Here is a 26539-nt window from a genome sequence, read left to right on the forward strand (position 1 = left end):
GTTACCTCAAACGAATGCGCGGGTCGGCATAGGCATACAAAATGTCCGCCAGCAGATTGCCTAAAATGGTCAATACCGCCAGAAACAGCGTAAAGCCCATCAATACCGGATAGTCGCGCGCCGCCAGCGAATCGATATGGATATGCCCGGCGCCCGGCCAGTTGAAGATTTTTTCGGTGATCAGCGCGCCGGAAAACAGCGCGGGCAGCTCAAAGCCCAACAGGGTGATGATCGGCAACAGCGCATTACGCAGCGCATGTCGCAGGATCACCGTCTTTTCCTTCAGCCCCTTGGCGCGTGCGGTACGGATATAATCCATGCGGATCACGTCCAGCATGCTGGCGCGGAAATAGCGCGTCAGGGTACCGGCCTGCAGCATCACCAACGCCAGCACCGGCAGCAACAGGTGCGCCGCCACGTCCAGTGCCCACGCCAATCCGCTGGCTTCGCTACCGGTGCGCAGCATGCCACCCGCAGGCAGCCAGTGCAGATCGACGGCGAACCATTTGATCAGCAACAGACAGAGGAAAAAGGTCGGGAACGACATGGCACCGAACACCGCCACGGTCACCAGATGATCGAACAGCGAATAGGGTTTCATTGCCGAGGCCACGCCCACCGCCAACGCAATGCCCCAATACAGCACCAGCGCCACCGACGCCAGCAGGAAGGAGTTCCAGATATACTGGTTCAACAGGGTACTGACCGGGATTTGGTATTGCAGCGAGAAGCCGAGATCGCCCTGCAACAGTTGGCCGAGCCAGTGCAGATAGCGGCTGAACAGTGGCTGATCCAGCCCGTAGAGCGCCCGCAGCTCAGCCGCGCGCTGCGGCGTCAGGTTGATGTTGCCGTCGATAAAGTCGCCGGGAGTCATCGCGAAAATAAAGAAAATCAGCAGCGACGCCAGTAGCATCATCGGCAGGGTTTGCAGCAAGCGGCGCAGGATAAAATTTCTCATGGTGTTTTCCGTCACCGCTGCCCAAACCGGCGCAGCGGTGCCTTGCCGTTACTGAGCCAGTTTAACGTCCGGCAGGCTGCCGGTCAGACCGTTGTAAACGTCCGGTTTAAAGCCGGTGACGCGCGCGCTGCTGGCGCTGAGCACTTTACGGTTACCCAGCAAGATCACCGGCGGATCCTCGGCCAATACCTGATACAGCTTATGGTATAAAGGCTTACGCTGTTCGATATCCAGCGTGGCGTTAGCCTCGCCAATCAGCTTGTCCACCTGCGGATTGTGATAGCCGGTTTCGCTGACCTGGCTGATGAAATCACGCACCCCGTCATGCGGGTCATTCAGCCCGCTGGTACTGAGCGACGCCAGATCGTAATTACCGGCCTTGCGTTGCGCCAGCAGCGCATTGAAATCCAACACCTGCGGCTTCAACAGCACGCCAATCTGCCGATAGTTGTCTTTGGCAATCGGCACCAGCGCATCGTTAATCAGCTTTTTGGTCACCAACAGCGTCAGCTCCAGCTTTTTACCGTCCTTCTGGCGAATGCCGTCCGCTCCCGGTTTCCACCCGGCCTGATCCAGCAGTTGCTTGGCTTTGTTGACATCGTAGGCGTAGGGGTTGATGCCCTGCGGATCGTATGCCCAGGATACGGGCGAGATCGGCTGATTGGCCACCGAACCGTAACCCTGGTACACCACGGTAATCAGCTTTTGCCGATCCAGACCGTAGATCAGTGCCTGACGCACGCGCGCATCCTGCAGAGCCGGACGTTTAAAGTTGAAATCCACCCGGCTGTAGTCGCTGGAGCTGTACAAATTGATATTGGCGAAGCCAAGCAGCTTCAGCTGTTCAATGTCATCGGGCTTGGAAGTAAAGGCGTCGTAGTCGGTTTCGCCGGTCTGGAACAGCTGGAAGTTGGTTGAGGGATTGGTCACCCGGTAAATAAAGCGCGCCACGGCCGGCGTACCGAGATAGAAGTTCGGGTTGGCGTGGAACCGGATTTCCTGCCCCGGTACGTATTTATCGTAAATATAGGGCCCGTTGCCTAACGGCTTGCCGTTCAGCGCACGCACGCTCTCCAGCTTACCGCGCTGGTATTCCTTGCCGTAATAGGCTTTCGACAGCACCGGCCCGCCGATCAGCTGCAGCGTAGTCGCCCCCGGCTGGGTGGTGGTGATTTGAAGCGTACGATCGTCGATCACCTTCAGCCCGCTGATGCTGGGGGCGGTGCCGTTCTTGTACTCCGCCCCGCCCTGAATGTGCGCCGGAGCAATGTCGGTATCTCCGTCATAGGCAGGGTCATGCAGCAGCGTCAGGGTAAAGGCGATATCTTCGGCTTTGATTGGCGAGCCGTCGCTGTAGAGCAGATTAGGCCGCAGTTTGATGGTGTAGACCCGGTTGTCCGGGCTGACCTGCCAGGACTCTGCCAGCCGCGCCACCGGTTTGCCCTGGCTGTCCAGACCAATCAGCCGGGTAAAGATCACGTCGGTGACGTTCTCATCCCAGCCATTGCTGAACAGATAGGGATTAAAATTGCCCTGAGGCTCCAGAATACCGGCCACCACGGTGTCTTTGCGCAGCTTGGCCGCCGCCGGCACCAGGCTGGCGTCGCTGGCCGGAGTAATGCCTTCCGCCAAGGTTTCCGCCTGGGCGCTAAATGCCAGGCCCAGCGCGCAGGCGATGGCCAGCGCGGTCCGTGGTTTTTGCACCCGTTTATTCAGTTGATTTCTTATTCTGCTCACCCGCCGCCCCTCGTTTACCCGTTGATAAATGTGACAAAATTTATCGCAGAGTAATCGGCGTCCGGGGGGCTGTCTAACAACGAAACCGGCATTCTATTGCCGGAAATCGCAATATGAATTTTTCTATTGCGATTTCCGGTCACTGGGCGTGTTTAGCCTGAGGGTTCAAGCTGCCGGATAAGTTTGGCTAAGGTCTGAATCGCCGCTTCGTGCTTGTCGCTCCAGTCAAAAGAGGCGTTCAGGCGGAAGCAGTGGTTGAAATGGTTGCCGGTGGTGAACATCCTGCCTGGCGCGATACTCACACCTAACGCCAGCGCGCGCTGGTACAGTTCCATCGACGACAGCGCAGGATCCAGCTCTACCCACAGAAAATAGCCGCCGTCAGGCTGGCTGACCTTTACGGTAGGTGGAAAGTGATGGGCAATCGCCTGGCGCATCATGCTCTGACGCTGAGCCAGCAGCCGACGCAAGCGCCGCAGATGGGTGTCGTAGCCGCCATGCAGCAGATAATCGGCGATCGCCAACTGGGTGGGCACGCTGGTCGATACCGTGCTCATCAGTTGCAAACGCTGGATCTGCTGCGCATAGCGCCCCGCCGCCACCCAGCCCACGCGAAAGCCCGGTGCAAGGCATTTTGAAAACGACGAACAGTGCAAAATCTGCCCGCCGCGGTCTAACGCCTTGGCCGGCTGCGGGCGCTCGGCGCTGAAATACAGTTCGCCGTAAACATCGTCCTCAATCAGCGATATCTGCCGCTCGCGCAGCATGCCCACCAGCCGCTGTTTATTCTCTGCCGGCATCGAGGCGCCCAATGGATTCTGGAAGTAGGTCATCAGCCAGCAGGCCTTAATCGGGTACTGTTCCAAGGCATGTTCCAACGCATCCAGATCGATGCCGTCCTGCGGATGGGTCGCGATCGCCACCGCCTTTAACCGCAGCCGCTCCAGCGCCTGCAATGCCCCGTAAAAGGCCGGGGACTCGATCGCCACGTAATCCCCCGGCTGCGTCACCGCCTGCAGGCTAAGGCTCAGCGACTCCATAGCACCGGCGGTAATCACGATTTCATCCGGGGCGACCTGCATGCCGCTCAACGCATAACGCTGGGCAATGTTGCGGCGCAACGCGTCATTGCCGGGCGGCAGGTTAGCCAGCGAACTGTGCGGGGTGAATTTGCGCGCTACGCTGCTCAGCGCCCGCGCCAGCTTCGGCTGAGCAAACAGCGTGGCATCGGGAAACGCCGAGCCGAAGGGGATAATTTCGGGATCTTTGCACGCCTGCAACACGTCGAAGATAAAGGTGTTGATGTCAACCTGCTCACTCAACAGCAGTTTTTCCCCGCGCGCCGGCTGCGGCAGCGGTTGCGGGCGTGCCGCCACGTAATAGCCGGACTGCGGTCGCGCGACGATCCAGCCCTGACTCTCCAGCAGTTGATACGACTGCACCACCGTCATCAGGCTCAGCCCTGCACGCTTGCCGCTCTCCCGCAGCGACGGCAGCTTGTCCCCCGCCCGCCATACCCGGTTCTGGATCTGTTCACGTATTTGCTGTGCGAGCTGCTCGTATCTGGTCATAGGCCTTAACTGTTATATGAAAAAGTGAAATAACTGTCACTATTATAGTCACTGTACTCCGTGCTTAACTTGGCGCCAAGCTTTCCACAAAAAAATTGCAGCTATACTGAAGAGGTTATTTTATGTCCAACCCAAGGAGGCGCCATGCTGGGTCTTGATGCACTGGAACTTGCCAGAATACAGTTCGCCTTCACCGTTTCTTTCCATATTATTTTTCCTGCAATCACCATAGGCTTGGCCAGTTACCTGGCGGTGCTGGAAGGGCTATGGCTGAAAACACGCAATGAAGCCTATCGCGACTTGTACCATTTCTGGTCGAAAATTTTTGCCGTCAACTTCGGCATGGGGGTGGTTTCGGGGCTGGTAATGGCCTATCAGTTCGGCACCAACTGGAGCTTCTTCTCCGAGTTCGCCGGCAGTATCACCGGCCCGTTGCTGACCTATGAAGTGCTGACCGCCTTCTTCCTGGAGGCCGGCTTCCTTGGGGTGATGTTGTTCGGTTGGAACCGCGTCGGCCCAGGGTTGCACTTCTTCGCGACCTGCATGGTGGCGCTGGGCACCCTGATTTCCACCTTCTGGATCCTGGCGTCCAACAGCTGGATGCAAACGCCGCAGGGTCACGAAATCATCAACGGCCAGGTGGTACCGGTCGACTGGCTGAAAGTGATATTCAACCCGTCATTCCCGTACCGTCTGTTGCACATGTCGACCGCCGCTTTCCTGTCTTCGGCCTTCTTCGTGGGCGCTTCCGCCGCCTGGCACCTGCTGCGCGGGCGTGACACGCCGGCAATGCGCAAAATGCTGTCAATGGCGATGTGGATGGCGCTGATCGTCGCGCCGGTACAAGCCCTGATTGGTGATGCGCACGGCCTGAATACGCTGAAGTACCAGCCGGCGAAGATTGCCGCCATTGAAGGCCACTGGGAAAACCCGCCGGGAGAGGCGACGCCGCTGATCCTGTTCGGTTGGCCGGACATGGAGCGTGAAGAGACTCGCTTCAAGCTGGAAGTGCCCTATCTTGGCAGCCTGATCCTGACTCACAGCCTGACCGAACAGGTCCCGGCGCTGAAATCCTTCCCGCCGGAGGATCGCCCCAACTCTACCGTGGTGTTCTGGTCGTTCCGCATCATGGTGGCGCTGGGCATGCTGATGATCTTCGCCGGGGTTTGGAGCCTGTGGCTGCGCTGGCGCGGCGGGCTGTACCAGTCCCGCCCCTTCCTGTACTTCATCCTGTGGATGGGGCCATCCGGGTTGGTGGCGCTGCTGGCGGGTTGGTTCACCACCGAAATCGGCCGACAGCCGTGGGTGGTCTATGGTCTGCTGCGCACCAAAGATGCGGTTTCCGCGCACGGTGACCTGCACATGAGCATCAGCCTGCTGGCGTTTATCATCGTTTACTGTTCGGTGTTCGGCGTGGGGTACTCCTACATGATGCGTCTGATCCGCAAAGGACCGCAGCAGCATGAAAGCAATGAAGACGACACGGACGGCAGACCGGCTCGCCCGCTGTCTGCGGTAAAAGAAACTCTGGATGACAGGAGCTGAGCATGGGTATTGATCTTCCGTTGATTTGGTTTGTGATCATCGTGTTCAGCACCATGATGTACGTGGTAATGGACGGCTTTGATTTGGGTATCGGTATTCTGTTCCCCTGGGTCAAGGACAGCGGTGACCGCGATGTGATGATGAACACCGTCGCACCGGTTTGGGACGGTAACGAAACCTGGCTGGTGCTGGGCGGTGCGGCGCTGTTTGGCGCCTTCCCGTTGGCCTACGCGGTGATCCTCGATGCGCTGGCCATTCCGCTCACCCTGATGCTGTTCGGGCTGATCTTCCGCGGCGTGGCCTTTGAATTCCGCTTCAAGGCCAAGGAAGAAAAGCGGCATATCTGGGATAAGGCGTTTATCTGGGGATCTCTGTTCGCCACCTTCAGTCAGGGGGTGGTAGTGGGCGCCATCATCAATGGCTTCCCGGTCAACGGCCGCAGCTATGCCGGAGGAGCCCTTGACTGGCTGACGCCGTTCGCGCTGTTTTGCGGGTTGGGGCTGGTGGTGACCTATGCACTGCTGGGCTGTACCTGGCTGGTAATGAAGACCGCCGGTGACCTGCAGGCTCGCATGTATCGGTTGGCGACGCCGCTGCTGGTCACTTTGCTGCTGGTGTTGGCGGTGGTCAGTATCTGGACGCCGATTGCCCATCCCGAGATCGCCAGCCGCTGGTTTACGCTGCCGAACCTGTTCTGGCTGCTACCGGTTCCGGTACTGGTGTTGCTCAGCGCCTGGGGGATCCAGCGCGGCGTGAACAACGCGGCGCACTATTCGCCGTTCTTGCTGACCCTGCTGCTGGTGTTCCTCGGCCTGAGCGGCTTGGGCATCAGCATCTGGCCGCTGCTGATCCCACCGTCCATCACCCTGTGGGACGCCGCCGCACCGCCGCAAAGCCTGGGCTTTATGCTGGTCGGCGCGCTGTTCATCATCCCGATTATTTTGGTCTACACCTTCTGGAGCTACTACGTGTTCCGCGGCAAGGTCAGCCATGAACAGGGTTACCATTGATGAGGGAAAACAGTATGCAAGATAAAACCGCAAGCGCACCGGCCCCCTGGTGGAAACGCGTTGGCTGGCTGGTGATTATCTGGAGTGCCAGCGTGCTGGGGCTGTTCCTGGTCGCCTCGATGTTCCGCCTGCTGATGACCGCTGCGGGCATGAAGTCGGAATAACCTGAGCGCTATCTGGCCAAGGTGTTGGGGAAATAGAAGGAAATAACCAGCGTGACCAAGGGCAGCGCACTAATTTTCAACAGCTCGAACACTTGCCTTATAGGCTCGCTTTGATCCCAATAAGCGTGGGCGGTAAAAACCCCACGCTTATCATGAAGATCCCGCACAGCACCTGACGCGCCAAGCGCAAACGTTCCATTTCATCGAACACCAACATCTGCTCCAGATAAACCCTACCGGCTTCATCGCGTAGATTGGTGTCTTCGATACTCATGGGAAGATCCCCACGACTTGCCCCACGGCCTCCAACTCTTTGCCATTCTCCCGCACTATGCCAAGGGACGTCCCGTTCTGTTTCATCCAGTGCTTATCGGCTATGGCTATCAACGCAAAGGCCATCTTGATCACCTCGGTTTTCTCCATCCCATGGCGCCGGGCTATATCATTCAGATCGTCATCAATTTTATTGGATAAACGGATCGGCAAACTGCGCATACTCCACCTCCTGTGGCTGATTGTCAGTGATACAGAGTCTACGTGAGCCGCACGGTCTGTTCAATTAGCGAACTGCGTAACGTCTCGCAAATTCAATATGTTGCAAGACTTGCATTTATCAACGATCAGCTGGCTTACGCCCCATCGCCCCGAGAAACCGTTGCTGCATGCCCAGTAACCTTTTCAGACTGAGGCATTGATAATCCAGGCCGTGCTGCGCGGCCACCTCGGCAATGATCTTGGCCAGCGCCGGGTAATGCCGGTGATTCCAATGGGGGAACAGATGGTGCGTCAGGTGCAGGTTAGCCCCGCCAAGCCAATAGCCCAGCCACGACGGAGAAGCTTGCCAGTCAAAGGTGGTGGCAAAAACGTGCTGGTACCAACCGTGCGCCAGCCGTCCCTGTTCGGGGGCCTGATAAAAGTTGGCCTTGGCCCAGTGGGTACCGACAATCAGCATCACAAACACCAGTGACGACAGCATCTGGCTGAGCAGATAGGTCAGTAACACCATTCCGGCACTGACCGCCGGCGGCATCAGCCACAGAGGAATGGCCAGCGCCAGGGTAAAATGCGCCAGCTTGCCCAACAGGAAAATCCCCCACCCCTTCCGGCCCTGGAACATCATCTTCGGCGCCATACGCGTTTTACCGGCGCGATCCAGCCAGTCGAACAACCAGATGTAATAAGGGAAAGTCAGCGCCGCGACGATCGGCCAATAGTAGGGCTGCAGGCGCATAAATGCCTTGCGACGCTGGAACGGCGTTTGCCGTAATACGCCGTTAGGTTCAATATCCGGATCGTAACCTTCGATATTGTTATAGGCATGGTGGAAGATGACGTGCCGCACCCGCCAACAGTCGGCATCCAGCCCCAAGGGCATACTGACGAAAAAGTTAAGCCAGTGATTCAACCGTGCGCGTTTGAAAACGGCATTATGCGAGGCGTCGTGCACCACATTGATCGTCAGCATCATGGCGGAAAAAATAAAGCCGACATAGCAGCCAAAGTAAGCCCAGAAATGTTGCTGCTGCAGGCTCAGCGCGTAAAAACCGGCGCACAACAGTATTAGCGCCAACAGCTTGGCGAACATTCTGCCGTCGGCAAAACGGTGATCGCCGCGCGTCGCCAGGTAGGCCTGGCTGGCCCGCATCAGGTCCTGGTGGATCTCACTCGCCTCTCGCTGGAACGCCAAGGGCGGTAGCGGTGTGGTGTCCGGCATTTTCATTGCGGTGGTTGCCCCATGGCGCGTAAAAAACGTTGCTGCTGTCGCAATAATTCACGATAGCCGATGCAGCGATAATCCATGTTGTGACTTGCTGCCACCTCCGCCAGTATGACGGCCAGCGCCGGATAATGACGATGATTCCAGCCGGGGAACAAATGGTGGGTCAGGTGATAATTCAGCCCGCCGGTCAGATGGTGCAGCCACTTCGGCGAGGTTTCCCAATCGCAGGCGGTGGCGAAGTTATGCCGATACCACCCCTGCGGCATCTGGCCGCCTGCCGGCAGCGCATAAAATTCAGCCTGCGCCCAGTGGGTCCCCAACAGCAAAAACACCACCCACAGCGAGGCCAGCATTTGGCTCAGCAGATAGGCGACCAGCACCGTTGGCCAGCCGATGCCATTTTGTTGCCCCACCACCAACGGGATCGCCAGCACCAGCAACAGATGACCTATTTTCCCGGCAATGAACACCGCCCAGCCCTTGCGTCCGGGCAATACGCCCTTCGCCGCCAGCGGCGTCTTGCCCAAGCGATCCGACCAATCGAACACCAGCGCAATGTACGGCAGCGACAGCGCGGCAATCAGCGGCCAGTAAAGGTGCTGATAGCGCATATAGGCTCGCCAGCTCTGAAACGGGGTTTGGCGAAAGAAACCGTTCTCTTCCGTATCCAGATCGTAATGTTCGACGTTGGCATACACATGGTGATAGCTGACGTGCCGGGTTCGCCAGTAATCCGGATCGACGCCCAGCGGCAGAGTCACCAGCCGCCCGACCAGACGATTGACCCACGGCGTGCGGGCGAAGGCGTTGTGTGATGCATCGTGATTAACGTTGACGTTCAGCAACATGCCCATCATGACAAAAGCGAAGTAACACAGCATAAAGGCCAAAGGCCGGTGCTGCATCAAACTGAGCAGGTAGAAGCCCACGCAAAGCAGCAGCAAAATCGTGGCCTTGGCCCAACGGGCCGCATCGGCAAAACGGTGATCGTCGCGACCGCTCAGATAAGCATGCGCCCGTCGTTTCAATTCCCGATGAAACGCCTGTTCCCCCTCAGCGGGAAAACTCAGCGGCGGCAAATCAACCATACGCGGCCTCCTTTTGGCGTCCCCAGCCGACCGCGACAGCGCAACCGTGAACCACAATGACACCGGCCAGGCTCCACCAGAAAACGGACTGCCCATCGGGCACTTTCAATAACCACAAGGGGAAAGCCAGCGTCACCAACAGCCAAACGCCTACGCCCCAGCGGCGACCTTCAGCCATCCCTCCCAAGGCGATCGCCCCGGTCGCCAACAGCACAAACAACGCCGCCTGCTCGCCGGTCACCCCGTCATAGCCGTAACCAAAACGATAAATATAGCCCAGCACCAGAGCAAACAGCAGCATGGCCCCGCTCACCAGGCACCCGGCGGAACAGCGGAAACGCCCGCTCTGGGTCGAAGGTTGGAAAGGCAGCTTGAAATAGCGCATAAACGGCAGGTTACTGGCCCAAAACGGATTGGCGGAAGATTTGTCGCCACGCACGCCATAGGTAAAAGGTTCCGTCGGCAGAGCCGGGCAAAAGGTGCCAAACAGCTTGTCCCAGAAGATAAAGCTGCCGCCGAAATTCCGGTTGGAATAGGCCAGGTCTTTAACGTGGTGCACCCGGTGATGCGCCGGCGTCACCAGAATGTGCTCCAGAAAGCCGAGTTTTGGGGTCACCGAATTATGGTTAAACAGCTGAATGCTGTAATGCAGGATAGAAACGGTGATAAACACCGACAGCGGCACGCCCGCCAATGCCAACAGCATAAAGAACGGGATGGAGGTCAGTGACGAATACCACGAGTTGCGCACGCCCAGTGACAGATTGAAATGCTCGCCCTGGTGATGCACCACATGCACCGCCCACAGCAGGCGGAAACGGTGGTGTAACCGGTGTAGCCAGTAAAAACCAAAATCCCAGGCCAGTATCGCAAACAACCACATCAGCACCGGCGGCCAACCGTCCAGCCAGCCCTGATTGAAATGCGTGACCACGTAGCCGTAGCAGGCAATTTCCAAACCGCGAAACAGCCACAGCATGATATGCCCGGAGTTGAGGTTGAAAATCACGTCATGCCAATCGACGCTGCCCTTGCGCCGCCACTGCAGCCACAGGGCTTCCCCCAGCACCACCAACAGCATAAACACGATAGGTATCACCAGATCGATCATGACTCTTCCCCCTGCCGTACGCCCCAGCCAATCCATTGAACTCGCTGGCAGACGTAGCCCACGCCCCACGCCAACGCCGCCCCACTGAGCAAATCCACAAACAGGTGGCGACGCAGTTGCAAGATGGAAAAGGCAATCGCCAGCCCCCAGACGATCAGCAACGCGCTGCGCAGTTTTTTATGGCTTTCCGCCGCCGCCCACACCGCCAATACCGTCAAGGCGATATGCAGTGAAGGCAGGCAGTTTTGCGACGAATCAACGCCGATCAGCGCCGCCAGCAAATCAGCACTCACCGAACCCGGCTGAACGCGCGGATAGTCCATCGTCGTCGGCCACAGCAGATAAATGGCGCCCGCCAGCAAGGCGCTAAGCTGCATGGTAGTTCTGAGCCATTTTAGTCGGTTCAACGGACAAAGCAGATAGCACAGCGGGATAATCAGGAAAAACGACAGATACAGCCAGATGGCGTGCGGGCTGAACGGGATCGCCCGGTCAACCCAGCCGGGCGTCAGCAAGTGGCCGGCACCTTGCCAGCGATCGCTGCCGTGGTAGATAACCCCGACAAATCCCCACCCCAGCAACATCTGCCACAGGCGATAAACAACGATTTTCATCCGGCCTCCGGCAAGCGAACAATGCGGCGGCGCTTGGCATCGAACTGCGGCATGATCGCCTGCGTTTGCAGGTGCCACGCCAGTTGCTCGGTGGCAATACCTTGTTGTTCGAACAGCGCGATCAATTGCCGTTGGCAGCTCGCCAACGCCTCCGGGCTGCAATCGGCCGTCAGATACAGCTCACTGCCGCCCTGCTGCGTCAGCCGGTAATCCGCCACCGCCGGCAACGCATTGGCTATCACGCGGCGGCATAGGTCGGCGAAGACCTGCTGCGTTGCGCCCTGCCTGGCCGGCAACAGCAGTTGGTCATCGCAGCGCCCTTCGATACGATCCAATGCCATAGTCGCCTGCCCGCAGGGACAGGGTTGTTCGCGCTTCACCAGAATATCGTCCAGGCGATAACGCACTATCGGTTGGGTACGGCGGGTAAAATCGGTAATCAACGGGGTAAAACGCCGCTCGTCGATCCACTGAGGTTCGACATGAATAAACTCTTCGTTCAGATGCAAAATGCCGTGGCTGCAGGTCGCGGCCAAAAAACCTTCGGTGGCTTGATACACTTCCCCCACCTGCGCAAACACCCGTTGCAAACGTTGGCGATCCTGCGGTTCCAGCACTTCGGCCACTGAAATCACTTTTTTAACGCTGAGCTTGAGTTCACCGCGTTCAACGGCATCCGCCAGGGCGCACAACACCTGGGCCGGCGCCACGATAATCGTCGGCTGTCCACGCTCAATCTGCGGCAAATGTTCGGCAAAGGGAGCGAACAGATCGTAAAACGACAGGCTCAGCCAACGGTTATTGACGCTGTGGTACAGGTTGTTGTCGGCCCGCAGGAACAGCGCGACCTTCTCCCCGGCAAATACCCCCTGCGGCAACATTTTTGCCAGCATGCCCCCGGCCCAAATCTGCTGCTCCTGGGGGCTGACGACGAACACGCCGCGCCGCCCAGAGGTGCCGGTAGATAAACCGACGCTGTAGTTGCCCACTTTAGGGCTGAAATCGCGATCGCTTTCGCTGCGCCGGGCACAGGCCAAAAGCTCCTCCAATCGCAGACCAGCGGTGTTCATCCTATCGAAATTGGCCATCATCACCGCCTTGTCCATCGTTGGCCACTCGGTCAGGGGCAATGCACTATAGGGCTGAAAATAGGGACTGTTCGCCAATACGCGCTGGGCAAAGCGCTTCAGCTGGCGCGCCTGATAGGCCTCCAGCGCCGCCCGTTGGGTAAAGCTCAGTCGCCGCGCACGCAGGTAGTGCCATAGCGTCATCAGCGGGATCATAAATCCCCCTCATGACACAGGCGGATCTCCGCAGCGCCGCCAAGATAGAGCTGGTTGAGTGCGCCCAGGGTGTCGTAATAGCTGCGCGGATTGTCCATGATCAGGTTAGCCAACCGCGAAGGGCCACGCAGTTGCTGATAGTTCAGCGGCGACCAGGCGGCATCGCTGGCCAGCAGCGTCCAGCCGGCATCGGTCAGCACAAAGGCCCCAAGGTGCCCGGCGGCGTGCCCTGGCAGCGGCACGATAACAATTTCTCCGCCGCTGCCCGGCAGCACATAGCCCTGTTGGAAAGGGGCCAATGCGGCAGGCAGGCTTTGCAGGGGAAATCCCTCGACGAACTGCAGCGCAGATTCAAAACCTTCCGGAATCAATCCGGGCACAAATGCCCTTTTCAACGCGGCAAAACCGCGCAGCTCTCGGGTTTGCTGCCACCCTTCGCCGGAGCAAATCATCTTCAGGCTGCTGAAGTCTCGCAGACCGGCAATGTGGTCCGCATGAAAGTGCGAAATGATCACCGCCTCGATATCGCCAGTGTTCAGCCCCAGACTGCGCAACTGTTCCAACAGGGCCTGCTGCGGGCTGAAATAAACCGGCGTCACCTGGCGATAAAGCCGAAAAATGCCGCTGGCGGTGTAATGCTCAAAATGGCTGGCATAACCGGTATCCCACAGCCAGCGGCGCTCGCCGACTTCCAGCAGATAGGCCCGGGAAGGAAATTTACAGGTGCGCATCGCCGAACCGCGCAGCGCCATGCAGCCCAGATGAGTGCAATAACCGATTTCAAACGTCATGATGTTAGCCATCTGCGATCATCCCCTGCTGCTTTAACCACTGCGCCGTCAGTTCGATCCCCTGCTCCAGACTGTAGCGCGGCCGATAACCCAGCACCTCTATCGCCCGGGTGTTATCCAGCGTCATGTCGAAATAGGCCGCCGCAACGCTGTAGCGGGTCAGCATCGGTTCTTTACGGGTGACGTGGGCCAACAGCTCCATCCCCGTAGCAACGCCCGACAATAAGGGATATGGCACCGCCTCGACGGCGTATTGCCAGCCCAACTGCCGGTTGAGCAGTTGGTGCAACATATCGGCCAGGCGCTGCGGCTGTTGGTTGGTGATATTGAAAATGCTGCCGGACGGTAAACCTGGTTGACGGCTGGCCAGATCCATCGCATGCACCACGTTGAGCACAAAGGTGAGATCCAGATAAGCGGAACCGCCGCCCGGCAAACGCAGCACGCCTTTATCGCGCCGCAGCTGCGCCAGTATCCTTGGCACGATGACCCGGTCATGGGGACCGAACAGGCCGCGAGGGCGCAAGATCAGGTAGGTGGTGTGCGGAAAGGCGGACACCTCCGCCGCAATGCTCTGTTCGGCAGCAAACTTGCTGGCGGCATAATGATTGGCGAAGCGTCGGGAAATATCCGCCTCGGTGACGTTGTGGCGGTGGCTGAAATCGAAATAAACCGCCGGCGTCGAAATATGGATAAACCGCTGAACCCCGCAACGTCCGGCGGCGCCGGCGAGTTTTTCCGTCACGCGGGTATTGGCCTGATCAAACGCCTCGCGGCTGCCCCAGGGTGAAGATTTTGCGGCACAGTGCCAGACGATGTCATGGCCTGCGATTAATTGCTCACACTGCTCGTCCCCGGCCACGGTCAGGTCCAGCGCGGTAAACCTGGCGCCCAGTGCCGCCAACTGCCGCCCCGCGGCAATATCCCGCCCGGTGGCATGCACCTGATGCCCGGCGGCCAACAGCCACTCGGCGGCGTTGCGCCCCAGCCCGCTGGTCGCTCCGGTCACCAGCACCTTCATGGCAGCAGTACCATGCCGCCCAACGTCAAACCGGCGGCGGTGCCGATCAGCATCACCGGACGTTCGGCGTTCAACCTGCCGGTTATTGCCGCTTGGTGCAGGGTCGAAGGAATGGAAGCCGCCACCTGATTGCCCCGGTAACGATAGATATCCACCAGGGCCTGCGGGGAAACATGCAGCCGCTTGCGCATATGCTCCAAAGAGAGATGGCTGGCCTGATGCGGCACCACGGTAGCAATTTGTGCCAGGTTCAGCCCCGCGGCCGACAGCAAGCGGCCAAGGAAGCTTTCGATCAGCGCCGAAGCCTGGCGGAACAGCTGCTTGCCCTTCATATGGAACAGAAAGTCACTGTCATTCATGCCGGCGCGCGGGTTGCGGCGCGTACCGCCGGCTCTGATCTCACAAAGATCGCTGCCTTCCGGGTGGGTTTCCATCAGGTAGGACAAAATGCCGCTACGCCCGTCACCTTGCTCGACAATAGCGCAGGCCGCACCATCACCGAAGATCAATGAAGACTCTTCATCCTCCCAGTCGATACCGCGCGAAGCGATATCGGCAGAGACAATAGCAATGCGCCGATAAACGCCCGTATTGAGCAACCCTGCCGCCACCTGCAGCGCGGAGATAAAACTGACGCAGCTGGTGTTGATATCAAAGCCCGCGATCCCCGGCCGCAGTCGTGCCAGTTTAAGAATATGGGCGGCGCTGAAAGGCAATGCCTGCACCGCGATGGCCGAGGCAGAGATCAGCAGATCGATGGAATCTCGCGGGATCGCATGCCGGGCAAGGGCATCATCCAGCGCAGCGACGGCCAATTCGGCCTGGCTGGCCTCGTTGTCGGCATGGAAACGATGAATAATGCCCGAACGTTTTTCCACGTAACCGGCTGACTTATTCAGGCGACGGTCCAGCGCCGAGGATTCGACGCACTGCGGCGGCAACGCCGCACCGGTCGCAATAATTTTAAGAGGCAATAAGCTTTGGGAAAGGCTATTTAGGGTCATTATCGTTGTTCAGCCTGCTTGTCCATTATTCCGTTGGCCAACTATCAAGCGCGGTTAATGATTCAAACCCCGCTATCCTCAGCCATACACTTGTTTGACATCAGCATAAAGAAAAACCCAAGTGGCATTCTTACTGATTGATTCCGTTCATTTAACTGAGCCGATAAATCACGTCTGTTTATCCGGCCACAGCCTAGAGCAAGGTTGAACGGAGGTCTACAGGAACTCACTCAGGGGAGATAAATTAAGAATAGGCGGAAAACAACCGAGAGGCAGAAAAGCGGCAACACCTGGCAGGCATTGCCGCTATGTAGGCGAGGAATTAACGGCGGTTACGCACCAGTTGGTAGCGACGGGTCAGGTATTCCACCGGCACGCTCCAGATATGCATCAGGCGGCAGAACGGGAACAGCACGAACAGCGTCATGCCCAGCACCATATGTAATTTGAAGATCAACGCAACGCCAGCCAGATGCTGTGACGCTCCGGCGTGGAAGGTCACCACCGCCTGCGCCCAGGCCACCAGCTTCATCATCTCGCTGCCGTCCATATGCTGGGCGGAGAACGGAATGGTCAGCAGCCCCAGACACACCTGCACCACCAACAGCGTCAGGATCATTATGTCGGCAAAACTGCTGGTCGCACGCACCCGCGGGTTAGTCAGGCGACGTTTCAGTAACAGCGCCCCGCCGACCAGCGTCATCACGCCGCAGGCACCGCCGGCAATCATCGCCAGCTTCTGTTTCACGTCGATCGGCAGGAAAGCTTCATACATCCAGTGCGGCGTCAGCATGCCGAGGAAGTGCCCGGCGAAGATACCCAAAATACCGATATGGAACAGGTTGGAAGCCAACCGCATGCCCTTTTTATCCAGCATTTGGCTGGAGCCGGCACGCCAGCTGTACTGCCCGTAATCGTAACGCAACCAGCTGCCTATCAGGAAAATCGCTCCCGCCAGATAGGGGTAAATATCGAAGAAGAATTGATTTAAAAATTGCATGATTAGCGTCCTTTGGTTCCGGTTAGCGCATCCGTCAGGTCCAGGTACTGTGGCGCCACCGCGCCGGCAAAGCGTCGCTGATGCGCCGTTTGCTGTGCCGAAGCGCAGCCTTCCTCACCGAGAAACTTGATCTGCTCCTCTTCCCAGACCGCATCCAGCGCCTGCGGCGTGTCGTCCCTGGCTTCCCCCGCCACCTGGCTTTCCAGGCTGGCGCTTTTTACCTCGGTGCCGGACAGCGTCAGCAACAGGTCGAACAACACCGCATACGGGCTCTCTCTCTGCTGCAAACGTGCGCCCAACAGCGCCAGGATCGGCGCGATATCCTGCAATCCCCCGCGCGCTTCGGCCTGGTTGCGGCTGGCCAGGTATTCCAGATACAGCGGCAAAAAGTCCGGCAGCTCGCGGCTGTCGATCTCCAGCCCCGCGTCACGGTATTGCGCCATCAGGTCGACCATCGCCTGGCCGCGATCGCGCGATTCACCATGCACGTGCTCAAACAGCAGCAGCGAGGTGGCGCGGCCACGATCAAACAGTTCGCAGTATTCGGCCTGCACGTCCAGCAACGGACGAGCACAAAAACGGCGAATAAACAGGATCAGCTGCGCGCTGTGGTGTAAATCCAGTTCGCTGGCCGGCTCCAGCGCCTCGACCAACGCCTGCTGATGGTCAAACAGCGCCTGCTCCGGGTAGTCCAGCAGCCGGGCAATCACTTTCAGGCTGATCATGAGGCATCCTCCTGGCGAGTGGTTTTTTGCGTCACATCAATGGCGTCAATGCGGCGGCTGTTGAACAGATTGAATTTACCGTCGCTGCCGTGGCAGCCGTCACCAAAGCTGAAACCGCAACCTTTGCTTTCCGGGAAGGCTTCACGTGCCAACTCGCGGTGGCTGGACGGGATCACAAAGCGGTCTTCATAGTTGGCGATCGCCAGATAACGGTACATTTCCTGCGCCTGCGCTTCGGTCAACCCCACCTGCTCCAGCGCACTGGTGTCCAGTACGCCGTCAACGGTTTCCGCCCGTTTGTAGTGGCGCATTGCCAGCATGCGTTTGAGTGCCAACAGCACCGGCGCGGTGTCCCCGGCGGTCAGCAAGTTGGCCAGATATTGCACCGGGATACGCAGGCTTTCCACGTCCGGCAATACGCCGCTGTGCGCCAGCTCACCGGCATCGGCGGCGGATTGTATCGGTGACAGCGGCGGGACGTACCACACCATCGGCAACGTGCGGTATTCCGGGTGCAGCGGCAGCGCCAGCTTCCAGTCCATTGCCATTTTATACACCGGCGACTGCTGCGCGGCCTCGATCACGCCTTGCGGAATGCCGTCCTGCAACGCCTGGGCAATCACCGCCGGGTCGTGCGGATCCAGGAAGATATCCAACTGGCGCTGATAGAGATCCTGCTCGTTCTCGGCAGCGGCGGCCTGCTCAATGCGATCGGCGTCATACAGCAGCACGCCCAGATAGCGGATACGGCCAACGCAGGTTTCCGAACACACCGTCGGCTGGCCGGATTCGATACGCGGGTAGCAGAAGATGCACTTCTCGGACTTGCCGCTCTTCCAGTTGAAATAGATTTTTTTGTACGGACAGCCGGTCAGGCACATGCGCCAGCCACGGCATTTATCCTGATCGATCAGCACAATGCCGTCTTCGCCACGCTTGTAGATGGCGCCGCTTGGGCAAGTCGCGACACAGGCCGGGTTAAGGCAGTGTTCGCACAGGCGCGGCAAGTACATCATGAAGGTGTTTTCGAACTGGCCGTACATCGCCTTCTGCATATTGTCGAAGTTTTTGTCCTGCGAGCGTTTCTCGAATTCGCCGCCGAGGATCTCCTCCCAGTTCGGGCCGCTTTCGATCTTCTTCATACGCTGGCCGGTGATCAGCGAGCGCGGACGGGCGATCGGCTGATGCTTCCCCTGCGGCGCGGTATGCAGGTTCTGATAGTCGTAGTCGAAAGGCTCGTAGTAATCGTCCAGCGCAGGCACGTCCGGGTTGGCGAAAATCTTCGACAACAGGCCGACGCGGCTACCCATACGCGGTTCCAGCTTGCCGTTGATTTTACGGATCCAACCGCCCTTCCACTTTTCCTGATCTTCCCAGGCGTGCGGGTAACCGACGCCGGGTTTGCTTTCGACGTTGTTGAACCAGGCGTACTCCATACCCTCGCGGCTGGTCCAGACGTTCTTGCAGGTCACCGAACAGGTATGGCAACCGATGCATTTGTCCAGGTTCAGCACCATGCCGACTTGTGAACGAATTTTCATTTTGCTTTCTCCTGCTGGCTGCCCTGCGAGTCGTCGTTGCCTTCACCGTCTAACCAATCGATGCGGTTCATTTTGCGTACCACCACAAACTCGTCGCGGTTGGAGCCGACGGTGCCGTAATAGTTGAAACCGTAGGCCAGCTGCGCGTAACCACCGATCATATGGGTCGGTTTCGGGCAGACGCGGGTCACCGAGTTGTGAATGCCGCCGCGCTGGCTGGTGATTTCCGAGCCGGGAATGTTCACGATGCGTTCTTGCGCGTGGTACATCATGGTCATGCCGGCAGGAATACGCTGGCTGACCACCGCCCGAGCGGTCAGTGCGCCGTTGGCGTTAAAGGCTTCGATCCAGTCGTTATCCTCAATGCCCAGATCTTTGGCGTCGTCTTCGCTCATCCAGACGATCGGCCCACCGCGCGACAGGGTCAGCATCAGCAGGTTGTCGCTGTAGGTGGAGTGAATGCCCCACTTCTGGTGCGGCGTCAGGAAGTTCAACGCCTTCTCTTTATTGCCGTTCGGCTTCTGGTTCAGCAACGGCTGCGCGGCGCGAGTATCGATCGGCGGACGGTACACCAGCAGGCTCTCGCCAAAGGCGCGCATCCACTCGTGGTCCTGATACAACTGCTGGCGGCCGCTGATGGTGCGCCATGGGATCAGCTCATGCACGTTGGTATAACAGGCGTTATACGACACGTGTTCATCTTCCAGCCCTGACCAGGTGGGGCTGGAAATGATTTTGCGCGGCTGGGCCTGAATATCGCGGAAGCGGATTTTTTCGTCTTCCTTGTTCAGCGCCAGGTGGCGGTGATCGCGTCCGGTCATTTTGCCCAGAGCTTCCCACGCCTTGACCGCCACCTGCCCGTTGGTTTCCGGTGCTAACGTCAGGATCACTTCGGCGGCATCAATGGCGCTTTCAATTTTCGGCCGCCCCGCTGCCGGGCCTGCGGTTTTGACGTAGTTGAGCTTTTTCAGGAAGTCGACTTCGTCCTGGGTGTTCCAGCCAATGCCTTTCCCGCCGTTGCCCAGCTTATCCAGCAGCGGCCCCAGTGAAGTGAAACGCTCATAGGTGGCTGGGTAATCGCGCTCCACCGCCATGATATGCGGCGCGGTTTTGCCGGGGATCAGTTCACATTCGCCCTTTTTCCAGTCTTTGACGCCGTAAGGCTGCGCCAGCTCGGCGGCTGAGTCATGCTGGATCGGCAGCGTCACCACGTCGGTTTCCTGCCCCAGATGCCCGACACAGACTTCGGAGAAGGCTTTGGCGATGCCCTTGTAGATTTCCCAGTCGCTCTTGGAGTCCCAGGCCGGATCGACCGCCGCCGACAGCGGGTGAATAAACGGATGCATATCCGAGGTATTCATGTCGTCTTTTTCGTACCAGGTGGCGGTCGGCAGCACGATGTCGGAATAGAGGCAGGTGCTGGACATGCGGAAATCCAGGGTCACCACCAGATCCAGCTTGCCTTCGCCGCCGTTATCCCGCCATTCCACTTCCTGCGGCTTGGCACCGCCCTGCTGGCCCAGATCCTTGCCCTGAATGCCGTTTTCGGTGCCCAACAGGTATTTGAGCATGTACTCATGACCCTTGCCGGAGGAACCCAGCAGGTTAGAGCGCCAAACGAACAGGTTACGCGGGAAATTCTGTGGGTTGTCCGGCTGCTCGGCGGCAAAGCCCAGCGTCCCTTTCTTCAGGGCGTCGACGGTGTACTCCACCGGCGATTGTCCTGCGGCTTGCGCCTGCGCCGCCAAATGCAGTGGGTTGGTGCCCAGCTGTGGTGCGGATGGCAACCAGCCCATGCGCTCGGCACGCACGTTGAGATCGATCAGGCTCCCGCCGAAGCGTGATTTGTCCGCCATCGGCGACAACAGCTCTTCGGTTCCCACGGTTTCATAACGCCACTGGCTGGAATGGTTATAGAAGAACGAGGTGCTGTTCATATGACGCGGCGGACGTTGCCAGTCGAGGCCAAATGCCAGCGGCAGCCAGCCGGTCTGCGGCCGCAGCTTTTCCTGGCCGACGTAGTGCGCCCAGCCACCACCGCTCTGGCCAACGCAGCCGCAGAAGATCAGCATGTTGATCAGCCCACGGTAGGTCATGTCCATGTGGTACCAGTGGTTGATACCGGCACCGACGATAATCATCGAACGGCCATGAGTTTTCTCGGCGTTGTCGGCAAATTCGCGCGCAATGCGGATGATGTTGTGGCGGGAAACGCCGGTGATCTGCTCGGCCCAGGCCGGGGTATAGGCTTTGACGTCGTCGTAGTCGGTAGCGCAGTTGGCGTCATTCAGGCCACGCTCAAGGCCGTAGTTGGCCAGGGTCAAATCGTACACGCTGGTCACCAGCGCTTCGCTGCCGTCTGCCAGGCGCAGGCGTTTGACCGGCAGCTTGTGCAGCAGGATCTCGTCCAGCGCCACGCTGTTGAAGTTCCCGCCCTCGGCAGCGCCGCTTTTGATGCCGCCAAAGTAAGGGAACCCCACCTCGGCCACTTCGTCATGCGCGCCCAGCAGGCTGAGTTGCAACTCCACTTCCTGCTGGTCCTGACCGGCGCGTTGCTCCAGGTTCCATTTGCCCTGTTCGCCCCAGCGGAAACCGATCGACCCCTGTGGAGCAACCAGCTCGCCGCTGCGTTGATCAATGGCAACGGTTTTCCATTCAGGGTTATTTTCTTGCCCCAGGCCGTCGACCAAATCGGCGGCGCGCAGCAGGCGACCGGCGGCATAATGCCCCTCTTCGCGCGGCTCCAGCATAACCAGCATCGGCATGTCGGTATAACGACGCACGTAATCGCGGAAATAGCCCACCTCACGATCCAGGTGGAACTCTTTCAGCATCACGTGGCCCATCGCCAGCGCCATGGCGCTGTCGGTGCCCTGCTTCGGATTCAGCCACTGGTCGCACAGCTTGGCGACTTCGGCGTAGTCCGGCGTGACCGCCACGGTTTTGGTGCCTTTATAACGGACTTCAGTGAAGAAGTGCGCGTCCGGGGTGCGCGTCTGAGGCACGTTGGAACCCCAGGCGATAATGTAGGAAGAGTTATACCAGTCGGCGGATTCCGGCACGTCGGTCTGTTCGCCCCAGGTCATTGGCGAGGCCGGCGGCAAGTCGCAATACCAGTCGTAGAAGCTCAGGCAGGTGCCGCCAATCAGCGACAGATAACGGGCGCCGGCGGCGTAAGAAACCATCGACATCGCCGGGATTGGCGAGAAGCCAATAATGCGATCCGGACCGAAGGTTTTGGCGGTGTAGACGTTGGAAGCAGCGATCAGCTCGTTAACCTCCTGCCAGCTGGAACGGACGAAACCACCGCGCCCGCGCGCCACTTTGTAGCTTTTGGCTTTTTCAGGATCGCTGACGATCGAGCCCCAGGCCTCGACGGGATCGCTGTGCAGCGCCTTGGCTTCGCGCCACAGTTTGATCAGGCGTTTGCGCATCAATGGGTATTTCAGCCGGTTGGCGCTGTACAGATACCAGGAATAGCTGGCGCCACGTGGGCAGCCGCGCGGTTCATGGTTTGGCAGATCGGGACGGGTACGTGGGTAATCGGTCTGCTGGGTTTCCCAGGTGACCAGGCCGTTTTTCACATAAATTTTCCAGCTGCAGGAGCCGGTGCAGTTGACCCCATGGGTGGAGCGCACAATCTTGTCGTGCTGCCAACGGCTGCGGTAGCCGTTTTCCCAGTCGCGGTTGGTGTTCAACGTCTGGCCATGATCGCCAGAAAAGGGTTCCGCCAACTGCTTAAAATAGCGGAATCGGTCTAGAAACTTGCTCATCCGGAATTCTCCTGAGGGCTTTTTAATATTTTTTTACCCTATGGATTTCAAGTCACAGCCAGGCGGCCAGCTCACTCATCTCCAGGCGCTTACTCAAGTAAGTAACTGGAGTGAGCGAGCGCAGGTAACAACGCTGCGGCTTGAAATACGACGGGTAATGACATTGCTCAATCTGCCGCCAGCCTACTGAGGCCAGAAGTTGGGCAAATTGATTGCGATCAAGAGAACGGAGGGAGAATAACGGCGGCAGTGGCGTGGATACCCCTAAAGTATCATGGCAAGCATTGGGTTTAATTAATTGAAAATATTATAGAAATGATGATTCAGATGTTCAAGGGGATATGCTGCGGGGTAAGTCGGGGTATTTGGGGGTAGGAAGCGGACTGCTGACAAACACTCGAAAAGGCCAAACCGGTAGGGGTCGACCATGTTCGACCCGATTTAACTCATTGATTATGCTATTGGGCGCAGCATGCAGCGCCCCTACCATTAAACAACAGAGCACTTTGTCTACGGCCTCAAGCGGACTGACGCCCGCTTCCTGTTTGGCGAAGTGAGGGTTACTGGAATAAAAAACGCATTAGCCTAAATCCATCTCATGCCCTATCCACTCGCCGCTGTCGCGGTTGATAAATTGCAGATACTGCTCATATTCCTGCTCGCCATAGAACAGGTTCAGCAGCGGGGTTTTATAGAACGACTGCCACATCTGCCCCAGCATGATCGGGCGGCGCGGGACATAAATGTTCTCTATCAGGTTATAACCGGTGGCCATCAGCATAAAGCACAGGAAGAAGTAGTTGAATCTGCCGCGGATGAACGATCCCCGATGGGCCACGTAATAAAACAGCAAGAACACCGAGGCCACGCTGGCATAACGGCTGGCCGCCTGCAGCGAGCTGGAACACAGGAACACAAACACCACCAGCCAGGCCGCGTAGTTCTTGATGTCCCCCGCCTGGTTGCTCATGGGGTTACCCAGCATAAAGACACCCAGAAACAGCGCCGGGAATAACACGATCAGGAAGTTAATCATGCCGTTGGCATTGCCGGATGTCAGGTAGTCGCTGGCGTACATGCCGGAGGTATAGACGTCGGAGTAACTGTTGATGCCGGAGATCGTAATATGGGAAACGATAAACGGCAGCGCAAACTTGGCGGTCAGGAAGGCAATGGCGCTGAACACCACCGTCAGCAGGCGGTTCAGGCGCATCACCCGGCTGCACAGGAACACGCCCACCAGCAGCATGCTGGAAAAGTGGGTCAGCATGGCGAACAGCATCAGGCCGGCGGCAAGCGGGCGGTTGAGCTTATGGCAAAACAGCACCATCGCCAGGGTCATCACCGCCATCGAGAAGCCAAAGCGTAACCCCATGGCAATGATAAACGGGTTAATCAAAAACAACACCGCCAGATGCAGCAGCACAAACTGCCGCGCCGTGAACACCTTGCCGGAATGCAGCATGACGATATTCAGCGCGCTGAGATAGCAGTAAACCGACAGCGCGACGTACAGCCCCGGAATAATGAAAAACGGGATGCCCAGCGTTTTGAAAATATAGAAATTGGCGTATAGCACCACGTCCACCTTGCCCTGAATAACATCACTCAGGCGGGTCGCCGAGTTGATGGCATCGTAGTTGGCAAAGTGGCGGTAAAGATCCGCCAGCGGCGGGATTTTAATGAAGAAAAAGAAAAAACACAGCGCAATCAGCAAATAAGCCGCCGAGTTCTTCTTTCCTGCCCGCAGCGTTCCTATGCTGTGCAGCAAAGCGAAAAGCGGTACCGTCAGCAACAGCACGCTGCCGATCAGCGTCGAACGTTCAAAGCGCATAATCATCCTCTGAAAGGGGGAGTCTCTTAAGGGTAACGGAGCACGCGAAACGCAGCTCAGAACGGCACGCCGCGGAAAAACACATTGCGGATGATATTTTTCATATACACCCCCGCCATCAAGCCGCTATTGACGTAAACAATGCCCTTCAGCCCATAGAAAACGCCGGCCAGGCGACTCTTGCCGTCGGTAATGATGCGCGAAGTAATGCAGGTATGGCGCAGGCGCATGATCTTGCGTGCCCGGGGTGAAACCTGTGGCATCAGCCGCTGCTCAAACTGCATTTTATTGCGGTAGCCAATAATGCCCTTCGGACTGGAGGTGATGCGTTCGCCATCATGGTCGTTGTGCACCGCCAATCGTTCATGCAGCGTGCCGATCTTCGCTCCGGCCGCCAGCAGCCGGTAGAGGAAGATATGGTCCTGGTAGCGAGGCGTGTTGAAAAAGCCGCGCACCGCAATCGCCGTACTGCGTCGCATCATGATCATCGGCGTGTAGGCTACGCCGGCCAGCATAAAGTCCTCCAGCCCTTCGCAGCGCGCGCGGTAGTAATGCTCGGCGCCGATCTGCCCGTTTTTCAGAATATCCATATCGCACAGGCTGACGTCGTAATCGCCCTGCTGCATAAACGCCAGTTGGCGGGCGATTTTCTGTGGATGATAGTAATCGTCGTCATCCAGAAAGCTGATGTACTGCCCGCTCGAACGCAGGATCCCGCTGTTACGTGCCAGCGCGCCGCCGCCATTGCGCCTGCGCGGGTAATAGATAATATCCCCCCGCTCAATGTAGCCGGCAAGGCACTCGCGGGTCGCCAGGCGATGAGCGTCGCCCTGCGGGTTGTCATCCACCACGATGATTTCCAACGGGCGATGGGTTTGTGCCAATACGCTATCGATGGCGCGAGCCAGCAGTTCGCTGCGGCCATGGGTGGGTATGATGACGCTGACGGTGATACTCATAGTTTTATTCTGCCTGTTGGGGGCGAAAGAGTCGCCCCAATTGACATGGGTGCAGCATGCCGCTGCTTTAACGAAAACGGGAAAGAGGCGAATGGTGCGCCGCTAGCCGCGCAGGTTGTACAGCCGGGCCATCAGGTAGTAAGCCAGCGGGCTACGGTAAAACAGCCGGTTTTTACGGCTCAGCATTTTACGCTCCTCGCCGCGCAGGCCGGAATAACGGCGCTTCAGCTCGCGGGTTTCGCGCAGCGCGTCGCGCGCCCCGAAGAAATCCAGCCCCACCAACAAACGCGCTTTCAGCGTGGTGACGTAGAGGATCGAGTAAAGCCCATGTCCCAGCCCCTGCCGTCGCCCGCTGTCAGCGCCGTCGAGTGCGTAATCCAGATCGTCCAGATCGCGTCGCTTTGGCGCGCGCGTAATGCCGTTAGGGTTGGCGCGGTATCCCACCAATGGCGTATCACAGACCACGATGCGATCGGCCTTCAGGTAAAGCTGTGGGATCAGCTGAATATCTTCAAAGTTTCGCCCCGCCGGGAAGCGAGCCTCATCGAACAGCGTTTTGCGATAAATCCGCGCCCAGGCGAACCACATGCTGCGGTTAAAGCTGTCTGCCAGCAGCGCCATATGGTCATCACGCTGCTGCGGAGCCGCATTGCCGGGCACGATAGCCATGGTGCCCTCTGGTTGGATCTTACCGTTATTGAAGGTTGAAAAGCGCTGGGCGTTGAAGGCCACGATGTCGGCCAAGGGGTTATCCGCCAGCAGGCGGCCCAAAATGCTGAAGTAGCCCTCCAGCAGCACATCGTCGGAGTCCAAAAAACCAACGTAGCGCCCCTCTGCATGGTCAATGCCGTTGTTGCGCGCCTGGCTCAACCCCTGGTTTTCCTGACGCAGAATGCTGACCCGCCGCCTGTGCTGCGGATAGCGACACAGCACTTCCTCGGCAATGCCGATGGCGCCGTCCGGGCTGCCGTCATCCACGATGATCGCCTCCGCCCAGTCAGGCAGCTGTTGCAACACCGAATCCAGGCACGCCTCGATATAAGCCTCAACCTTGTACACCGGAATAATCAGGCTCAGGGTAATATTCATG

At 58.3% G+C, this 26539-nt stretch carries 22 protein-coding genes and 1 pseudogene; 3 read left to right on the forward strand and 20 right to left on the reverse strand.

What is annotated here, in order from left to right; translation table 11 throughout:
- Position 1: 1 nt before the first annotated feature.
- The 3 genes from LQ945_RS03445 to LQ945_RS03455 all read right to left on the reverse strand — a co-directional run bounded on the left by LQ945_RS03445 (position 2) and on the right by LQ945_RS03455 (position 4266).
- On the reverse strand, positions 2-958 hold the full coding sequence (locus LQ945_RS03445) for an ABC transporter permease (protein ID WP_270102254.1): 957 nt from the start codon (positions 956-958) through the stop codon (positions 2-4).
- A gap of 48 nt (positions 959-1006) precedes the next feature.
- Positions 1007-2695, reverse strand: a complete 1689-nt coding sequence (locus LQ945_RS03450; protein WP_270102255.1) for an ABC transporter substrate-binding protein — start codon at positions 2693-2695, stop codon at positions 1007-1009.
- A 152-nt stretch (positions 2696-2847) separates the two neighbouring features.
- Positions 2848-4266 (reverse strand): PLP-dependent aminotransferase family protein, encoded by a 1419-nt coding sequence (locus LQ945_RS03455; protein ID WP_182821938.1) that lies wholly within the window; start codon positions 4264-4266, stop codon positions 2848-2850.
- 144 nt (positions 4267-4410) lie between these two features.
- Here LQ945_RS03455 and LQ945_RS03460 point away from each other — a divergent pair, with 144 nt between their 5' ends.
- From LQ945_RS03460 to LQ945_RS03470, 3 genes are read left to right on the forward strand one after another with little or no spacing between them, the layout of a single operon-like run.
- Positions 4411-5811, forward strand: coding sequence for a cytochrome ubiquinol oxidase subunit I (locus tag LQ945_RS03460; protein WP_270102256.1), 1401 nt, complete (start codon positions 4411-4413; stop codon positions 5809-5811).
- Between the two features lie 2 nt (positions 5812-5813).
- On the forward strand, positions 5814-6821 hold the full coding sequence (cydB, locus tag LQ945_RS03465; protein WP_269935059.1) for a cytochrome d ubiquinol oxidase subunit II: 1008 nt from the start codon (positions 5814-5816) through the stop codon (positions 6819-6821).
- A 14-nt stretch (positions 6822-6835) separates the two neighbouring features.
- The gene (locus LQ945_RS03470) at positions 6836-6985 is read left to right on the forward strand and encodes a DUF2474 domain-containing protein (RefSeq protein WP_071827050.1); all 150 of its coding nucleotides are present in this window, start codon (positions 6836-6838) and stop codon (positions 6983-6985) included.
- Positions 6986-6993: 8 nt separating this feature from the next.
- On the opposite strand, the pseudogene LQ945_RS03475 reads toward LQ945_RS03470, so the two are convergent.
- The 17 genes and pseudogenes from LQ945_RS03475 to LQ945_RS03555 all read right to left on the reverse strand — a co-directional run bounded on the left by LQ945_RS03475 (position 6994) and on the right by LQ945_RS03555 (position 26538).
- Positions 6994-7259 (reverse strand): annotated as a pseudogene (locus tag LQ945_RS03475) (hypothetical protein).
- A complete protein-coding gene (locus LQ945_RS03480; protein ID WP_182821932.1) occupies positions 7256-7480 on the reverse strand; it encodes a hypothetical protein in 225 nt (74 codons plus the stop codon). Before LQ945_RS03480 ends, LQ945_RS03475 begins: the two are co-directional and overlap by 4 nt.
- A 118-nt stretch (positions 7481-7598) precedes the next feature.
- Positions 7599-8699, reverse strand: a complete 1101-nt coding sequence (locus tag LQ945_RS03485; protein ID WP_420136182.1) for a fatty acid desaturase family protein — start codon at positions 8697-8699, stop codon at positions 7599-7601.
- 2 nt (positions 8700-8701) lie between these two features.
- Positions 8702-9793 (reverse strand): fatty acid desaturase family protein, encoded by a 1092-nt coding sequence (locus LQ945_RS03490; protein ID WP_270102258.1) that lies wholly within the window; start codon positions 9791-9793, stop codon positions 8702-8704.
- A complete protein-coding gene (locus tag LQ945_RS03495) occupies positions 9786-10904 on the reverse strand; it encodes a sterol desaturase family protein (RefSeq protein WP_270102259.1) in 1119 nt (372 codons plus the stop codon). The genes LQ945_RS03490 and LQ945_RS03495 overlap by 8 nt, the downstream gene beginning before the upstream one ends.
- Positions 10901-11518: a phosphatase PAP2 family protein gene (locus LQ945_RS03500; protein WP_270102260.1), complete on the reverse strand. Its 618-nt coding sequence runs from the start codon at positions 11516-11518 to the stop codon at positions 10901-10903. The genes LQ945_RS03495 and LQ945_RS03500 overlap by 4 nt, the downstream gene beginning before the upstream one ends.
- A complete protein-coding gene (locus LQ945_RS03505) occupies positions 11515-12801 on the reverse strand; it encodes a F390 synthetase-related protein (protein WP_270102261.1) in 1287 nt (428 codons plus the stop codon). Before LQ945_RS03505 ends, LQ945_RS03500 begins: the two co-directional genes overlap by 4 nt.
- Positions 12798-13604: an MBL fold metallo-hydrolase gene (locus LQ945_RS03510; protein WP_270102262.1), complete on the reverse strand. Its 807-nt coding sequence runs from the start codon at positions 13602-13604 to the stop codon at positions 12798-12800. The genes LQ945_RS03505 and LQ945_RS03510 overlap by 4 nt, the downstream gene beginning before the upstream one ends.
- Positions 13597-14613: an NAD-dependent epimerase/dehydratase family protein gene (locus LQ945_RS03515; protein WP_270102263.1), complete on the reverse strand. Its 1017-nt coding sequence runs from the start codon at positions 14611-14613 to the stop codon at positions 13597-13599. Before LQ945_RS03515 ends, LQ945_RS03510 begins: the two co-directional genes overlap by 8 nt.
- A complete protein-coding gene (locus LQ945_RS03520; RefSeq protein WP_270102264.1) occupies positions 14610-15617 on the reverse strand; it encodes a 3-oxoacyl-[acyl-carrier-protein] synthase III C-terminal domain-containing protein in 1008 nt (335 codons plus the stop codon). The genes LQ945_RS03515 and LQ945_RS03520 overlap by 4 nt, the downstream gene beginning before the upstream one ends.
- A gap of 322 nt (positions 15618-15939) precedes the next feature.
- Positions 15940-16617, reverse strand: coding sequence for a respiratory nitrate reductase subunit gamma (gene narI, locus LQ945_RS03525; RefSeq protein WP_270102265.1), 678 nt, complete (start codon positions 16615-16617; stop codon positions 15940-15942).
- Between the two features lie 2 nt (positions 16618-16619).
- Positions 16620-17342, reverse strand: a complete 723-nt coding sequence (gene narJ, locus LQ945_RS03530; RefSeq protein ID WP_182821907.1) for a nitrate reductase molybdenum cofactor assembly chaperone — start codon at positions 17340-17342, stop codon at positions 16620-16622.
- Positions 17339-18883 (reverse strand): nitrate reductase subunit beta, encoded by a 1545-nt coding sequence (narH, locus tag LQ945_RS03535; RefSeq protein ID WP_182821905.1) that lies wholly within the window; start codon positions 18881-18883, stop codon positions 17339-17341. Before narH ends, narJ begins: the two co-directional genes overlap by 4 nt.
- Positions 18880-22656 carry a nitrate reductase subunit alpha gene (locus tag LQ945_RS03540; RefSeq protein WP_270102266.1) on the reverse strand — a complete coding sequence of 1259 codons (3777 nt, stop codon included), beginning with the start codon at positions 22654-22656 and terminating at the stop codon, positions 18880-18882. The genes narH and LQ945_RS03540 overlap by 4 nt, the downstream gene beginning before the upstream one ends.
- 580 nt (positions 22657-23236) lie before the next feature.
- The gene (locus LQ945_RS03545; RefSeq protein WP_270102267.1) at positions 23237-24490 is read right to left on the reverse strand and encodes a hypothetical protein; all 1254 of its coding nucleotides are present in this window, start codon (positions 24488-24490) and stop codon (positions 23237-23239) included.
- Between the two features lie 56 nt (positions 24491-24546).
- Entirely contained in the window at positions 24547-25449 is a 903-nt protein-coding gene (locus tag LQ945_RS03550) for a glycosyltransferase family 2 protein (protein ID WP_270102268.1), read from the reverse strand.
- A 102-nt stretch (positions 25450-25551) separates the two neighbouring features.
- Positions 25552-26538 carry a glycosyltransferase family 2 protein gene (locus LQ945_RS03555; protein ID WP_044551992.1) on the reverse strand — a complete coding sequence of 329 codons (987 nt, stop codon included), beginning with the start codon at positions 26536-26538 and terminating at the stop codon, positions 25552-25554.
- Between the last annotated feature and the right edge of the window lies 1 nt (position 26539).

Origin of the sequence: Serratia liquefaciens (assembly GCF_027594825.1) — a bacterium.
GTDB lineage: Bacteria > Pseudomonadota > Gammaproteobacteria > Enterobacterales > Enterobacteriaceae > Serratia > Serratia liquefaciens_A.

Coding starts and splice junctions, on each gene's coding strand:
- LQ945_RS03515 (WP_270102263.1), bottom strand. CDS start 14,613: ATGAAGGTGCTGGTGACCGGAGCGACCAGCGGGCTGGGGCGCAACGCC.
- LQ945_RS03495 (WP_270102259.1), bottom strand. CDS start 10,904: ATGATCGATCTGGTGATACCTATCGTGTTTATGCTGTTGGTGGTGCTG.
- LQ945_RS03500 (WP_270102260.1), bottom strand. CDS start 11,518: ATGAAAATCGTTGTTTATCGCCTGTGGCAGATGTTGCTGGGGTGGGGA.
- LQ945_RS03555 (WP_044551992.1), bottom strand. CDS start 26,538: ATGAATATTACCCTGAGCCTGATTATTCCGGTGTACAAGGTTGAGGCT.
- LQ945_RS03545 (WP_270102267.1), bottom strand. CDS start 24,490: ATGCGCTTTGAACGTTCGACGCTGATCGGCAGCGTGCTGTTGCTGACG.
- narJ (WP_182821907.1), bottom strand. CDS start 17,342: ATGATCAGCCTGAAAGTGATTGCCCGGCTGCTGGACTACCCGGAGCAG.
- LQ945_RS03460 (WP_270102256.1), top strand. CDS start 4,411: ATGCTGGGTCTTGATGCACTGGAACTTGCCAGAATACAGTTCGCCTTC.
- LQ945_RS03490 (WP_270102258.1), bottom strand. CDS start 9,793: ATGGTTGATTTGCCGCCGCTGAGTTTTCCCGCTGAGGGGGAACAGGCG.
- LQ945_RS03540 (WP_270102266.1), bottom strand. CDS start 22,656: ATGAGCAAGTTTCTAGACCGATTCCGCTATTTTAAGCAGTTGGCGGAA.
- LQ945_RS03445 (WP_270102254.1), bottom strand. CDS start 958: ATGAGAAATTTTATCCTGCGCCGCTTGCTGCAAACCCTGCCGATGATG.
- LQ945_RS03505 (WP_270102261.1), bottom strand. CDS start 12,801: ATGATCCCGCTGATGACGCTATGGCACTACCTGCGTGCGCGGCGACTG.
- LQ945_RS03550 (WP_270102268.1), bottom strand. CDS start 25,449: ATGAGTATCACCGTCAGCGTCATCATACCCACCCATGGCCGCAGCGAA.
- LQ945_RS03485 (WP_420136182.1), bottom strand. CDS start 8,699: ATGCCGGACACCACACCGCTACCGCCCTTGGCGTTCCAGCGAGAGGCG.
- narH (WP_182821905.1), bottom strand. CDS start 18,883: ATGAAAATTCGTTCACAAGTCGGCATGGTGCTGAACCTGGACAAATGC.
- LQ945_RS03455 (WP_182821938.1), bottom strand. CDS start 4,266: ATGACCAGATACGAGCAGCTCGCACAGCAAATACGTGAACAGATCCAG.
- cydB (WP_269935059.1), top strand. CDS start 5,814: ATGGGTATTGATCTTCCGTTGATTTGGTTTGTGATCATCGTGTTCAGC.
- LQ945_RS03480 (WP_182821932.1), bottom strand. CDS start 7,480: ATGCGCAGTTTGCCGATCCGTTTATCCAATAAAATTGATGACGATCTG.
- LQ945_RS03520 (WP_270102264.1), bottom strand. CDS start 15,617: ATGACCCTAAATAGCCTTTCCCAAAGCTTATTGCCTCTTAAAATTATT.
- LQ945_RS03470 (WP_071827050.1), top strand. CDS start 6,836: ATGCAAGATAAAACCGCAAGCGCACCGGCCCCCTGGTGGAAACGCGTT.
- LQ945_RS03510 (WP_270102262.1), bottom strand. CDS start 13,604: ATGGCTAACATCATGACGTTTGAAATCGGTTATTGCACTCATCTGGGC.
- narI (WP_270102265.1), bottom strand. CDS start 16,617: ATGCAATTTTTAAATCAATTCTTCTTCGATATTTACCCCTATCTGGCG.